The sequence below is a fragment of the Bacillus sp. JH7 genome (assembly GCF_001563515.1).
GTDB classification, from domain to species: Bacteria; Bacillota; Bacilli; order Bacillales; family Bacillaceae_G; genus Bacillus_A; species Bacillus_A cereus.
In genome coordinates this window covers 107,040-122,326 of the sequence record NZ_LPUS01000030.1, presented here as the reverse complement: position 1 = coordinate 122,326, position 15,287 = coordinate 107,040, and the positions used below count along the sequence as shown (strand labels likewise).

Sequence of the window (15,287 nt, the reverse complement as noted above, 5' to 3'; positions counted from 1 at the left end):
CGCCCTTTGCTACGCACGGTTGCTGGCATATGTAAAAAGCAAACGGACAAACAACCCTTTGCTTTTTACATATGTTAATTATTATTTATATAGCCAAATAAATAGGGCGATCATAATACTCCAAAAAGGCGTTACAAAAATTAATCCCCAAAGAATTCCTTTAAAAATCCAATCTCGTTATAGGTGTTCATTTCAATGTAAGTCGTATCTTTTAGTACAGCCATACTTAATCCTCCAATATAAATTGTTTATTAAAATGAAAAAAGGACAAACCTAGTCCTGGTAGGGATACGTAGGTTGGTCCTTTTGTATGAGGGTAATGATCTGTTTAATTACCATTATTATAACGTAATTTACAAATATTTTCAATTAGGTCGGACATATTATTAACAAGCATATTAGCTGCATTAATAATCTATTATAAATATATATCTTATATATTAAAAAGAAATAAAGATAAAACTTTTATAGGTTATTCAAAATGGAGGATAGACTTACTCCCACAAGGGGGAATTTGATATAGGAACAGAAAAAATCATAAATTACAGAAAAAGTATCCGTAGATTCAAGGATTATTAAACTTTTTATTCTACAAAAAAGCAGAAAGAAAATACTATATTTCTACATGAAATCGTAAAGAATTTGATACCAATTACGTTATATATATTCATTCCTATAAACAAAAGTTATTTTACTTATTTTGTTAACTGAGTTAGTGCTAATCGTTTAATTATCCACATTTCATTCAGATTAGGCTTCTATTTGTTAACATTACTCAGTATTTACACATAACTCACATTATTATTGATGATTTTTATTAGATAAATACAACAACATTAGTCATTACAATGATTTCAGAAAGATTATATCCACATTGGATCATATTTGTCCTCATATCCACTATTTTTATAATTTTCCTTTTGATTTTTTGTAGGTATTATGAGGGAGATTTTAATACATTTGAAGAATACTCCGTAGTATTTTGTGGAGAGTTATGCATTAATAGAGTCGAATTTGTATAGAAGTGCATAAAAAAAGACTCCATTTCTCATGAAGTTCTTTCGATTTGATATTTATAAATAGAGTAGTAGGAGGGGATTACTACTCTAACAAACACGAATAGCCCTCCACTTTTGTTTTTTTTCAAAAATAGAGAGCTAGTTGCTATTATTTTATTTTATTTCCATTGCGGTTAGCACCTGATCTGGAGCTGTTATTGTTACACCAGCACGTACTAAACGTTCGAAGGTACGCATAAATTCTAGTAAATTAAACTGCTTTGGTAGCTCAATTACGCGCAGCTGCTCTTGCGGTAACTTATCAATTTCTTCAATAAACCACTCACGTACATCACTTGGAATTATGCGTTCTTTATGGCCGCGTGCTTTTAATTTTTCACGCATTTCAATTTCTAAAGCGATATATGCATGGAGATTCACACCCTGATCATATGCATATTTTCTAAATAACGTTTCTTCCTGGTATTTTAAATAATTTCGGTGATAAGATTCTTCCGTCACAGGCACCGCAAACTTCTGCTTTAGTAGTGCATGCACATTTTTAAACATCTTCTTAATATTATGAAGAGAGTACATAGAATAATGAAGACCGAAATTAAAGACAGCCTGCTCACGGTCACTATTTCTCTCTTTTGGTATATGCTGCGCAATAAGAGGGTAGATACCTTCTTTCGCTGCAGCATCAAGGATTTGATATTGAGATGTTTGATGTAATAGTTTTTTCAATGTATATACAATTTTTGTTGGATATCCTTCTTTTCTATCAATCATGTCACGAAGTCCGCGAATTACACTACGGATTTGACGATGACAAGTCTGCTTTAATACATGAATGAATTTATTCATGTCTGCAGACAGTTCACCAATATTCATCTCTTGTAGAACTGCTTCGATAAATTTCGCCTTACGAGCATAGGTAGCTTTTGGTGTAAATGGATCCCTGTATTGTTCTTCTCCAGCTTCTTTCGAGCATAAGAAGTCCGAATGGATAGATAAATATAAAGTTGTATATCGTTTTGTATGTTTTACCCCTTTTTGCATTTTGCAAATTTTGAATAGGGGATTCCCCGTACATGGTAATACCGTTGTTAATTCGTCGATAACGGCACGGATTTGATGCGGATATTTTTTATGTAAGAAACGATACATCCCACCGAAGTGAGTTTTGTTGCCTCTTTCGTCCTGCTTGTCCAATGAACGCTTTAATGTTGTTTCTGTATGTTGTTGCATGGCGATGTCTAAGAATAGTTTCTTAGCCGCTACAGATAGCTTAAAGAAAGCCTTTGTAAATACAACAGGGCTAATATATACGTATGGATTTGCTTTTTCTGTTTCCTCATTCATAAAATGAGTCAGCTTGATTGTATATCGGCCATCTACTCCGTTTTCAATGGAGATAATGTTATGTAAGCTTAATTTCTTTAATGCAATATAGAATTGAGAGTGTTGGATATAAGCAAATTCTTCTTTGTATTGCTTGTAATCTTCCCACATCATATGTATTGTTACATTTGGAATGACACCATTAGTAAAGCATTTCTTATGTAGGTATAAGAAAACTTCGAGATCAGCATTTGTAATGCCGTATAATTTATGTTTTCTTCCCGTTTTTTCTGCAATTGCAGACATTGCGCGACGTGAAAAAGATGGTTTGGCTTTTTCGACAAAGCCTTCTTCGTCAGCAATACGTTCTTCGTATGACATGTGCTGCAGGATATCTTCTAAATATGTATCTTTATAGCTGTAATACTTCTCTTCAAATGCCTCAACAAGCTTTTGCCAGGACTTTAGTGTCACTAACACGGCATTGGTTGTTTTCCCATGTAAGCTACGTTGATTACGTATCACAAATGATTTCCCCATCTTTTTCACCTCCATTCTACAAATTCAGAAATATATGCCAAAATACTATAAAATATACCAATTTTGATTATAGCAAAATGAAAAATGTTGAAACGTGCTCCTTTAAGAAGAAAAATAGCAACTTGCAACAGCTCACGAACCTATTTGTATCAAGGGGTAAGAGAATTTTATGAATTTTTTTTGTGTTAAGGATACCGCAAACGTGTTGCAAGTTGGATGATATGTATATAAGTAAGTGAAAAAGTACTTAAACCCTTGGTATATAAAGGATTAGATTGAAAATGGTAGGGAAGTTAGGGAAAGGATACCGCAAACGTGTTGCAAGTTGATTAGCAGGATCATTAATAATGAATTGCAATGATTATCCTTGATATAAAAGGTTTTTTTGCACTTGTAGATTGAAAATAGGGAAAGGATACCGCAAACAGTGTTGCATCTTGGGTGAAAAATAAGGGTATGAATACCGCAAACGTGTTGCAAGTTGGATGATATGTATATAAGTAAGTGAAAAAGTACTTAAACCCTTGGTATATAAAGGATTAGATAAAAAGTGGTAGGAAAGTTAGGGAAAGGATACCGCAAACATGTTGCATTTTATGTATGTAACTTACTCAAAATATAAGAAAAATAGCTTAAAAATTTTAAAATTACTAGGTTGAAAAATAAATTATACTGTTGCAAGTTGAAAGAAATAGGGAAAGGATACTGCAAACGTGTTGCAAGTTGATGAGTTAAGGAAAGCAAAGCGCAAAAGAAATGCAAGTAAAGAAGAAATAGGGAAGAGAAAAGGCAACCATGTTGCAAATTAAGGACTAAGGGAAAGCAAAGCGCAAAAAGAATGCAAGTAGAGAAGAAATAGGAAGAGAAAGAGCAACCATGTTGCAAATTGAGTACTAAGGGAAAGCAAAGCGCAAAAGGAATGCAAGTAGAGAAGAAATAGGGAAGAGAAAAGGCAACCATGTTGCAAATTAAGGACTAAGGGAAAGCAAAGCGCAAAAGGAATGCAAGTAGAGAAGAAATAGGAAGAGAAAGAGCAACCATGTTGCAAATTAAGGACTAAGGGAAAGCAAAGCGCAAAAGGAATGCAAGTAGAGAAGAAATAGGAAGAGAAAGAGCAACCATGTTGCAAATTGAGTACTAAGGGAAAGCAAAGCGCAAAAGGAATGCAAGTAGAGAAGAAATAGGAAGAGAAAGGGCAACCATGTTGCAAATTAAGGACTAAGGGAAAGCAAAGTGCAAAAGGAATGCAAGTAGAGAAGAAATAGGAAGGGAAAGAGAAAATATGTTGCAAGATGACGAGTTAGGGGAAGAAAGACGCAAAATCTTGTAAATATCTGTTACAATAAATTAAATATAATAGTAGTAAGGAATTTTATGATGAAAACTACTTTGTTATGATCCATGGTTTAGGGAGGAATATAAAGTGGATAATTTATTACAAATGTTTCGAGATGCATTGTTAATCTCTGAGCCAATTTATAAAACAAATGAGCTAGTATGGAATAAGTGGAATGCATACTTTAAAGATGTTGAAAACAATAATAATAAAGTATTAACCTCATCTCATGCATCTCCATCATTTACTGCATTAGTGTCTTGGTTAGAAAAAAAGCAAGAATCCGGTATTACATTAGTACAAATCTATGCGAAAATTGATTCCTATAAGGAAGAAATATATAAAGAAATTGAAGGATTTATAGAAAAAGAATTTCAAGATATAGCACTTTCAAGTTCCATAGTAGTAGAAAATGATCAAAATATAAATAAGACAAGCATAGTAAACCATGAGGATTATTATGAGGTAAATAACTCTGCTGTTTATTATAAGCTAAGAGATGGGATTGCAAAAAATCAATTTGAAGAAGATGAGTTAAGTAAGGTTTTACAATATCCTATTGAAACTAAATCTTCTAATGGTGTAGCTCAGCTTTCTTCACACAAAGATGAAGATTTAAGACTTACAAATATAGAAGAAGCTGCTCGGTGGAATACCCTTGTCGATGATGTAATGAGTAATATGGATGATTTAACAGCAGATTGTTTAGATGCAATTACAATACAATGGATAAACGAAGCAAAATCTCCAGACGAATTCATTGATTTTTCTTATGAGCAAGTTTTAGAGATGTGCAACATCCCAAAAACAGTAGTCAAAAATAAAGAATACTATAGAGCAGAAGATAAAATTAAAATAGCAAAGAGAATTGCGGCTTTAGCAAGCATTTTTATCTATTTAAATGATGATAATGAGGTAGTAGTATTAAATGACCGTGATGATGATGGAGAACGTTTAGAATTAAAACGTGAAGTAATCAAAAGGTTATTTGTATTAGATTCAGTTGTATTGTGGAGACATAGTGTTACTAATGAATACATGGGCATTGAATCTTGTCGTATTAAGCCAGGGAGCTTTTTAACCAATTACTTATACGGATCAAATAATACAACAGCGTTATTATCTAAAAAAGCACTTGAATACAATAGTTATAGGCACAAATATCATAAAAGGTTAATTCGATACTTAACATGGCAATGGAGAATTAGACAAATGTATTCATCATTGAAAAAGCCATATTCTATAGGTGGGGACAAAGGACTGCTAGCAGTAATGGATATCCCAAAAGATTGGAAGCCGAATCGCATTAGAGAACAGTTGGAAAATGTTCTAATGGATTTAGAAAATGAAAAAGTAATCTCTCATTGGGAGTATAGTGATCCACTTGATGAACAACAAATTGGGAAACGTAATTGGTTTAAAAACTATTACGCTAATTTAGGAATAACGATTTTACCGCCTGAGGAAATGCTGCAATCAATGGATAGGGTAATTGGAAAGAAGAGTATAGAAGAACCTCAGGAACAATTACCTGAAGTAACAGTTGTTAAAGAAATAAAGAAGACTGTGGAATCAGTTGAACAAATAGAGAAAAAAATCCGTGACCAAATACTGAAAGTACACAATGAAAAAAAAGTAAGCATACGTGAAATAGCAGATGAAATTAGTATTTCTCCGTCTACATTATCTAGGTTTTGTAATTATAAAACAAAACGTTTATCTAAAAAGGCATTAGAAAAGCTAACGAAATGGTGTGAAAGACAAGAAATATTAGAGAAGATGTAACATGAGCTAAAAATCTCTCTTAGAAAAAACACATACAATTTGTATGTGTTTTTTTCTAATAAAGAATAGTAACTACCTACTAAATATTAAAATTGTTATTAATATTGTTTTGTGAGAATGAATTCAATTAAGATATTAATTGAAAATATTAATTGGGAGGATGTTAGAGATGGAACTAAATAATTGGGATGGAATTAGTATTGAAAAAAGTATAAATGTTAACATGGAAGAAATGGAGTTGTTATTACTAGCTGACCCTTCAATAGAAGTAGTTAATGGATACCTAAAAAAGGGAGAATGCTTTGTTTTAAAAAAAGATACGGTTACTGTAGGTATTATGATTTTAATTCCTACTTGCCCTGAAACAATTGAGATTATAAATATAGCAGTTTCCGAAAAAGAGCAAGGAAAAGGATATGGGAAATATTTACTTGGATTTGCTATAGACTATGCTAAAAAAGAAGAATATAAAACTATAGAAATAGGCACGGGAAATTCTAGTTTAATGCAATTAGGCCTTTATCAAAAATGTGGTTTTAGAATAACCAGTGTGGATAAGGATTTTTTCTTACGAAATTACAATGAAGAAATATATGAAAATGGTATTCAATGTATGGATATGATTAGGTTAACGCAAAATTTATAAAAATTATTTGTACATAAAAATCGTAACACCCATTAAATATGGAGAGTTGCGATTTTTTTTTGATGTAATGCTTCATTATGATTTATGGATAGCATTAGTGAGTATATGTATTTAAGAATTGTTACAAAATCAACAAGTGTTAATATATTTATCTGTTATGTCAACAATTTGAATATATTTCAAATTGTTTTTTATAATTCAGATAGATCTTTTTCCATTAATTTTAATGAAAAGTAAAAAACATGAAATTTATCCATTTTAGTTATGGTTAAATGTTCATTTAAACAACCAACAAATAGAATTTATTGGATGATTGTATGCGCGATTTTTTCTTTATTCAAGGATGAAAATTGTACTAAATGTAGATATAACAACTATTATGTTGTTTTAATGATATAAAAATATTTAATTTTTAAAGAAAGAATTTTCGGAATAATAAATATTATTATATATTGAGAAAGTAAAAAAATAGAAAAATATCAATTGAATCCCAAAAAATTACGTGTGAATATTATAGATATAAATAACACCTTGATATTTCAGATGAGTTTTCTACAAATTTAGATATTTATTGAATTAGGAGGATTGATAGTGCTAAAAATGTAGTTTGTTGCTAATTCAGTATTTTATATGCATCCATGGGATTTTAGAACGCACAGTTATTATTTGCTAGTAAGCATTTTAATATCAAATCTTTTGGGGAAGTGATAAGTAATGGTCACAGTATTAAATAATGAAACTAAAAGTTTATTAGTTGATAAAATTGCAAATAAAAATGCGTGTATTGGATATGTAGGCCTAGGTTATGTTGGACTACCATCGGCTCTTAAATGTTTAGAAGTAGGTTATGCGGTAAGAGGTTTTGATAAAAATTCAGCAAAAATAAGAAAACTAGAACGTGGAATAAGTTATATCAGTGATATTCAAGATACTGAAATCCAAGATGCTTTACATACAAATAGATTTTTTGTTAGTACAGAAATGAATTATATAAACGAATGTGATGTTGTAGTTATATGTGTTCCTACACCATTAGAAAGAACTAGTAAACAACCAGATTTAACATATATTCATTCAGCAGTTGATGAAATAGTTAAATACATTAAAAAAGGTACATTAATTGTCTTAGAAAGTACTACTTATCCAGGTACTACAAGAGAAGAAGTTTTATACAAATTAGAACAGAAAACTAATTTTAAAATTGGTGTAGATATATTTGTAGCATACTCTCCAGAGCGAATCGATCCTGCAAATCAATCTTATTCAATTCAAGATATTATAAAAATCGTAGGTGGAGTTACATCTAATTGTACCGATTGTGCAGCAGCTTTCTATAGTAAATTAATTAAGGATATTCATAAGGTAAGCAGTCCAGAAGTAGCAGAGACAGCTAAGTTATTAGAAAATACGTATCGTTTTATAAATATCGCTTTTATTAATGAAATGACACAAATTTGTAATGAGTTAAACATAAATATCTGGGAAGTAATTGATGCCTCAGGAACTAAGCCATTTGGATTTCAAAAATTCTATCCTGGCCCTGGCGTAGGAGGACACTGTATTCCGATTGATCCTATTTATTTTAAGTGGATTGCAAATAATAAGGATTTAGCAACAAAAATGATTGATGTGGCAAGAGAAATTAATGAAAACATGCCTAAGTACGTTCTTAATAGAGCACTACAGTTACTAGATGATAAAGATGGTAAGGATATTCTTATGGTTGGAGTTGCATATAAAAAGAATGTTAATGATGCTAGGGAATCGCCAGCTTTGGATATTATGAATGATTTAATGATAGAAGACTATAACGTGGATTATTACGATCCGTTTATAGAGGAACTCATTGTGGGCGATAACACATTGAAAAAATCTATAGATTTAAACTTAAGTCAATTAGACAAATACACTTTAATTATTGTTCATACAGATCATGATTGCATTAATTTTAAATTGCTTAATGAGGTAAATTGTTTAATTTTAGACACAAGGAACATATTTAAAGATGAATCAGTATATAAAAAAAATATTATAAGTTTGTAGGTGTTTACATGGTAGAGTTTATTCCTTTTTATCGACCGGAAATCAATGATGAAGATATAGAGAGGGTAGTTTCTGCCCTTAAATCTGGATGGCTTTCAAAGGGGCCAAAAGTGATAGAGTTTGAAGAGAATTTAAAAGAATATCTGAATACTGAACATGTAGTAAGTTGTAATTCAGGGACTGCCGCATTACATTTAGCATTACTGTCTCTGGGAGTTGGATTAGAAGATGAAGTAATAGTTCCAAGCTTTACTTTTTGTTCTAGTGTAAACGTTATTATGCATGTAGGTGCAAAACCTGTATTTGTAGACATAGATGAAGAGAATTTATGTCTTGATCTTCAAGATGTTAAAAGAAAAATCACTAAAAAAACTAAAGCAATTATTGCAGTTCACTTTGCTGGATATCCGGCTAAATTAAAAGAACTTCAAAAATTATGTAAAGAATACGGACTGTTTTTGATAGAGGATGCAGCGCATGCATTAGGAACAAAATATGATAATACTTTAATTGGTACACATGGAGATGTTATTTGTTTCAGTTTTTATGCCACAAAAAATATAACAACAGGTGAAGGTGGAGCGTTAGTCACTAAAAATGAATCGATTGCTGAAAAAGCTAGATTATATGGTTGGCATGGTATCACCAAAAATGCATGGAATCGTTATGGTGAAGAAGGAAACTGGCGTTATGATGTTCTATTACCTGGGTTTAAATATAACATGATGGATCTACAAGCTAGTTTGGGTATTAGTCAGTTAAAAAGAGCTGATGAAATGATTGAAAAACGTAAGAGAATAGCTGAAAGGTACCAAGAGGAATTAAAAGAGGTTCAAGAGTATATAACGTTACCTAATTATACTAACGATCCAAGTGTAAAACACGCATGGCATTTATTTGTTATAAAAATTAATTCTAATTCTCCTGTTAGTAGAGATCAGGTAATTCAAGAAATGAAAAAGAGAAATATTGGGCTTAGTGTTCACTTTATTCCTGTTCATATGCATCCGTATTATGAAGAGAGATTTAACGTATATTTACCTAAAACGGAAGAGATATTTAATCAAATTATTTCATTACCACTGTATAGTGCTCTTACAGACAATGAAGTTGAACATATTATAACGTCTTTAAAAAGTCTATATCAATTAAAAATAGGGAGGTAAATATTTATGAAAATTGGGGTTATTGGTGGCAGCGGATTTATTGGTAAGCATGTTACAAAGGAGTTATTAGCAAGGGGTTATGAAGTAGTTATATTTGATAAATTTAAACCAAGTATTGATGTTCCTTTTAAGGAAATTGATATTTTAGATATTGCAACTTTAAGAGAAAATCTTATTAATGTCGATGGGGTAATTCATTTAGCTGCATTAGTGGGTGTTGATAATTGCCGTTTAAATGAAGAAGATGTAGTGAGGGTGAACTTTGAAGGTACGAAAAATATTGTACAGGTTTGTAGCGAAAATAGTATAGAAAAATTATTATTTTCTTCCAGTTCAGAGGTATATGGGGATGGCGTGAGTGTTCCGTTTAAAGAAAATGATATTAAAATGCCAAAATCAGCTTATGGAAAAGCTAAACTAATGTCCGAAGATTATTTGAAAGAATATGCTAGTGATAGTTTGAAAATCAGAGTGGTACGTTATTTTAATGTATACGGTTCACAACAAAATGATAACTTTGTAATTTCTAAGTTTTTAAAACAAGCTCATAGTGGTGAAGATATTACTATTTATGGAGATGGACAGCAAATTAGATGTTTTAGTTATATAAGTGATATTGTTAACGGAACTATACTAGCCTTTGAATATGAAGGAGAGAACTTTGCAGATTTTAATGTTGGCAATAACAAACCTATATCTATGGAAGAACTAGCAATAAAAATTAATGAATTAATGGGAAATAAAAGTAAAATTAAATTTCTTGATTTAGGTGAAGAGGGAGTCAGAAATTCTAGCATTGAAATCTTTAGAAGAATTCCTTCAATAGAGAAAGCTAAATTATTTTTAAACTATCAACCAATTATTTCATTAGATAAAGGACTAGAGAAAATAATAGGGGAGAAGTATGGAAACACAGTATCTATATCCTAAGAACCCAAAGAAGATTAAGTATCCTATATATTCTTCTTTTTGGAGTATATCTGATCATGTGTTTTTTTTGAAAAGTGTATATAGACCTAATGATTCTAACCTTAAAAAAAATCTTCAAGATTTTTATCCGGATGCAGAAATTATATTAACTAATAGCGGTACATCTGCATTAGTGGTTGGTTTAAAGTACTTAAAAGTAGCAAAGGGAGATGAAGTGATTCTATCAAACTTTAATTGTCCTAATGTGATAGAAGCAATATTAACAGTGGGAGCAAAACCTGTATTAATTGATTTAAATACAAATCATTCAATTTCTCTTAATAAAATAAAAAAACATTTGAATGCTAATACAAAGGCAATTATTCTTACACACTTGTATGGATGTCATGACGATTTAGAAATTATTGACTGGGCTAGAGAAAATAATATTTATATCATCGATGATGCTGCACAAGCAATGTTTTCTTATCAAAATGGAAAGCCAGTTGGTAGTTTAGGCGACATTGGTATTTTAAGTTTTGGTGGAACGAAACCAATCCCTAGTATAGGGGGAGGGGCGTTACTACTTAATCGTACCATAAGTGAATTGTGTGACATGGATGAAGAAAAGAAAGAAGAAGTGATTTTAGATTATAAGAATCATTTAAAAACACAATTGGCTATAAGAATAAAAAAGAGTAGAGTACTGAGTTTATTTACTAATTATTGGAGGGAATTCGAGATTCTGCCCTTCTATAATAATAGTAAATTAGATTCTTTACCGGAGAAAGCGGACGTTATAAATCCAAAAAGAATGTCTATAGTACGTTCATTATTAATTGATAAACACCTACAAAAAACAAAGAGGATTTTAGACATAAATATATGTAACGCTAGTCTGTGTTATACAATGCTGCAGGAAATTGAAGAAAAGTATGGCGTTAAGATTATATTTTCAGCTCAGAACGTTTATTTGAACTATTTTACCATTATATTCAAAGAACCATCTGATAGGTATGAGTGTTCTGTACATTTAGCGGAAAAAGGTATACAAACTTGTTGGAATTATTTACCCCTGAGTGAGATCCCTATTTTTTCGAAGTACGCAACTGAGTCAGAAAATATAGATTATTTATGGCCAAGGGTATTATCAATACCTTTTAAATATCCTTTAGTGAATAAGGACCTTAAGTATATATGTAGTCAAATTCTGAAATATTTAGAGAATAAGAATTAAAAGGTGATTATATGGAAATCGAAATATGTACTGACGCCCAATATTGGGATGCCTGTATGGAAGAATACAATGGTTCTGTATTTCATAGTTACGAATGGGGAAAGTTAATGGAATTATTACCTGGTGTTCAATTTTTCCCAGTACTAATAGAAACACGAGATACAGTAGTTTTAACTCCTATGTATGTACAGGATGGTAGGCTTTTGGGAAGTTTAATTGGTTATGGAGGTCCAATAATAATTGGCCAAGACAAAATAGATTTTTCAGTTTATGAATCCATAATAAATAAGAAGTTTGAAAATAAAATTCAAAAGCTTTTATTACCTATAACGATAAATCCTTTTCAAAGTTATAGTAAGGAAAAGTGGGATTATAAAGAAACTTATATGTTAGACCTACCAAATAGGTTTGAAGATTTATGGACATCGTGTTCTGGGAAAGCTAGGACAAGTGTTAGGTATGCACGTAAACAGAATGTTGAAGTTCGTCCTATAACTGTAGCGGAATTAGATGAGTTTTACCAATTATATCAAGAACATAATAATAGTATAGGAGCGAGTTATTCATTTAGTAGAGAGTTTTTTTATCATTTAGTCCTTAATTTACAAGAAAAAATCCTTTTCTTAGGGGCATTCTTAGAAGAAGAACTAATTAGTTCCAGCATTTTTATAATGGATAAACAGGTTTTATATTATTGGATTAATATTAATAATACCAAGGGGAAAAATTCGCAATCTTCATATTTACTACTAAATGATGCGTTTGAATTAGCAATTCATAATAAATTAAAGTATGCGGATTTAGGATATTCACATAATAAAGGGATTGCTAGACCTAAGATATACTGGGGGGCAGCTTTGAAAAAATGTTTTTGTTTAAAAGAGGGGATTTAAACTATGATTATTAGTGGCCACCAACCAAGTTACTTACCTTGGTATGGTTTTTTTGAAAAAATTCATAAATCAGATGTGTTTGTATTTCATGATATAGCACAATTTGAAAAAAAAGGTTTTTTAAATAGGAATCGTATTAAAACTTCACAAGGAGCGTCTTGGCTAACGGTTCCAATACAAATGAAGAATTATAAAGAAATTCCATTTAATAAGTTAAAGATAGACAATACTCAAGATTGGGAACGGAAGCATTGGAAAGCGATAAGAATTAATTATTCTAATGCACCTTACTTTAATGTATATAAGGATTATTTAGAAAGTTTTTATTCAGAAGATTGGCTTAATTTAAATGATATGAACATGAATTTTATTCATTTTATTATCCATGAATTAAACATTGATACGGAGCTATATTATGTATCAGAGTTAGAAGGGATTACAGGTAAGAAAAGTGATTTTGTATTAGAGTTGTGTCAGAAATTTAGTGCCAGTACTTATTATTCTGGAAGTTTAGGGCAAGATTATTTAAACGAAAACGATTTTGAGAACGAGAATATAGAAATTATTTACCAAAGAATAAGAGATTATTCGTACAAGCAATTATTTGGGGAATTTATACCACATTTATCTATTTTAGATATTTTACTAAATTGTGGGCCAAAGGAAACAGAAAAATTAATTAAAGGAGTCTAAAATTCTATGAATGTACTTGTATTTGCCGCTCATCCGGATGATGAAATAATTGGTGTTGGTGGAACAATAGCGAAACACGTGAAACAAGGTGATGATGTACATGTTGTAATACTTGCAGAGGGAAAATCTTCTAGAGCTAAAGAATATAAAGAGCTAGATTTAGAGGTTAAGAACTTATCTTATAAAGAAACAGAGGGGGCATGTACTACACTTGGTGTAAAAAGTTTTGCAAGACTAGATTTCCCTGATAATCGTCTTGATACATTCCCTTTACTTGATGTAGTGAAAGAGATTGAACATCACATTAAAAAAATAAATCCTACAATTATTTATACTCAATATGGTGGAGATATAAATATTGATCATACTGTTGTTTACAGAGCAGTAATGACAGCGACACGCCCTCTGCCAAATACTAATATCAAATGGGTATTTGCATATGAAACTTTATCTTCTACAGAGTGGAATTATAATGAAAAAGATAAGTTCCTTCCTAATTATTTTGTGAATATTGAAGATCATTTGGAGGAGAAATTAAGTGCGATGAGACATTATGAATCTGAGTTAAGGGAATTTCCTCATCCACGCTCTATAGAAGCAATGAGACATAACGCATTTGTATGGGGTGCCAAATCTGGATACCAAGCGGCTGAGGCATTTATGTTAGTAAGGGGGACATGGTAGGTGAAGAGAATATGTTAATACCACAGGTCCCGTTCTTTGGTTTAGATAGTAAACAGATTGATTTAAAATGGGTTGAAAAAGGCTATGGATTAGAAGCAAATATTTTTGATGGGAAATCTTTATTTGATAACTCATATACAAAAAGGTTTTCTGAGGTCCTTTCTTTTGTTCAAACCCTTAATCCATCCTTGTTAACGCTGCATTTTCCTACTGATAATGCAGACTATCTCAATGATGAATTTATTAAAAAGCAACTATATGAATTTATTGACCTTGCTATAAAGTATAATGCATCTGGTATAACGGTGCATGCTAATCAATTCATGAATGTCGCGGAATTTCAGTGCTATAATCTTCTTGATAATAGAAAAAGGATTATAGAGTTCTTTAACATGCTAGATGAAGAAATAAAAGGAACTGATATATGGATTGGCGTTGAAAACCTACCCATTATTGGAAACTTGGGCGATGATTTTGATCCTATATTTATATATCCCGAAGATTTTACTGATTTGGTTAATTTGGAGTTATCTAACGTTGGAATAACATGGGATATATGTCATTGGTCTATAACCTATCTTACACGTTTAGGTATTTCTAAATTATTAAGGCAAGAGGAAATTGAATATAAGGATTTTCATAAGTATTTAAGCTTAATGGATCATATTAAACATTTTCATTTTAGTTCTTTTAAGCATTTAACGATTCCTTATAGTGAGGTACGTTGCTTTGAGGGAGAGAATCCGGTTAATGGATCTATTGATGAAAATTTATTACATGAAACTTTATTAAAAGTGAAGAACAATACCTTGGATAAAAACATAGGAATTGTATTTGAGGTTCAGGAAACTGATTATACGAATAGAAAGAGGTCATGGGAGACTCTTAATTGGTTTCAAAAGAATATTGCTGGTATGCAAACAAAAATGAATTTTTTGGAGATATAAAAAGCAATATCAGTTTATTTATTTTTACATGCAATTTGAGTTAGAGATTATTTTAATGAACCTTTT

11 protein-coding genes are annotated in these 15,287 nt (G+C 31.0%); 10 read left to right on the top strand and 1 reads right to left on the bottom strand.

All coding sequences use genetic code 11. From position 1 onward, the window contains the following. Nucleotides 1–1,172: 1,172 nt before the first annotated feature. The gene (locus tag AU379_RS24100; RefSeq protein WP_061139856.1) at nt 1,173–2,882 is read right to left on the bottom strand and encodes a hypothetical protein; all 1,710 of its coding nucleotides are present in this window, start codon (nt 2,880–2,882) and stop codon (nt 1,173–1,175) included. Between the two features lie 1,423 nt (nt 2,883–4,305). Between AU379_RS24100 and AU379_RS24095 the strand changes: the two genes are divergently transcribed. The 10 genes from AU379_RS24095 to AU379_RS24050 all read left to right on the top strand — a co-directional run bounded on the left by AU379_RS24095 (nt 4,306) and on the right by AU379_RS24050 (nt 15,221). Then, nucleotides 4,306–6,003 (top strand): hypothetical protein, encoded by a 1,698-nt coding sequence (locus AU379_RS24095; protein WP_061139855.1) that lies wholly within the window; start codon nt 4,306–4,308, stop codon nt 6,001–6,003. Between the two features lie 169 nt (nt 6,004–6,172). Then, nucleotides 6,173–6,649, top strand: coding sequence for a GNAT family N-acetyltransferase (locus tag AU379_RS24090; protein ID WP_078403941.1), 477 nt, complete (start codon nt 6,173–6,175; stop codon nt 6,647–6,649). Nucleotides 6,650–7,363: 714 nt separating this feature from the next. Further along, on the top strand, nt 7,364–8,692 hold the full coding sequence (locus AU379_RS24085) for a nucleotide sugar dehydrogenase (protein ID WP_061139854.1): 1,329 nt from the start codon (nt 7,364–7,366) through the stop codon (nt 8,690–8,692). An 8-nt stretch (nt 8,693–8,700) separates the two neighbouring features. Further along, nucleotides 8,701–9,858 (top strand): DegT/DnrJ/EryC1/StrS family aminotransferase, encoded by a 1,158-nt coding sequence (locus tag AU379_RS24080; protein ID WP_061139853.1) that lies wholly within the window; start codon nt 8,701–8,703, stop codon nt 9,856–9,858. Between the two features lie 6 nt (nt 9,859–9,864). After that, nucleotides 9,865–10,788, top strand: coding sequence for an NAD-dependent epimerase/dehydratase family protein (locus tag AU379_RS24075; protein ID WP_061139852.1), 924 nt, complete (start codon nt 9,865–9,867; stop codon nt 10,786–10,788). Beyond that, nucleotides 10,763–12,004: a DegT/DnrJ/EryC1/StrS aminotransferase family protein gene (locus AU379_RS24070; protein ID WP_061139851.1), complete on the top strand. Its 1,242-nt coding sequence runs from the start codon at nt 10,763–10,765 to the stop codon at nt 12,002–12,004. The genes AU379_RS24075 and AU379_RS24070 overlap by 26 nt, the downstream gene beginning before the upstream one ends. An 11-nt stretch (nt 12,005–12,015) precedes the next feature. Next, on the top strand, nt 12,016–12,897 hold the full coding sequence (locus AU379_RS24065) for a GNAT family N-acetyltransferase (RefSeq protein WP_000401944.1): 882 nt from the start codon (nt 12,016–12,018) through the stop codon (nt 12,895–12,897). Nucleotides 12,898–12,900: 3 nt separating this feature from the next. Next, the gene (locus tag AU379_RS24060; RefSeq protein ID WP_044307591.1) at nt 12,901–13,590 is read left to right on the top strand and encodes a WbqC family protein; all 690 of its coding nucleotides are present in this window, start codon (nt 12,901–12,903) and stop codon (nt 13,588–13,590) included. Between the two features lie 6 nt (nt 13,591–13,596). After that, nucleotides 13,597–14,274 (top strand): PIG-L family deacetylase, encoded by a 678-nt coding sequence (locus AU379_RS24055; RefSeq protein ID WP_044307592.1) that lies wholly within the window; start codon nt 13,597–13,599, stop codon nt 14,272–14,274. 11 nt (nt 14,275–14,285) lie between these two features. Continuing rightward, the gene (locus AU379_RS24050; protein WP_061139992.1) at nt 14,286–15,221 is read left to right on the top strand and encodes a TIM barrel protein; all 936 of its coding nucleotides are present in this window, start codon (nt 14,286–14,288) and stop codon (nt 15,219–15,221) included. Nucleotides 15,222–15,287: the final 66 nt, after the last annotated feature.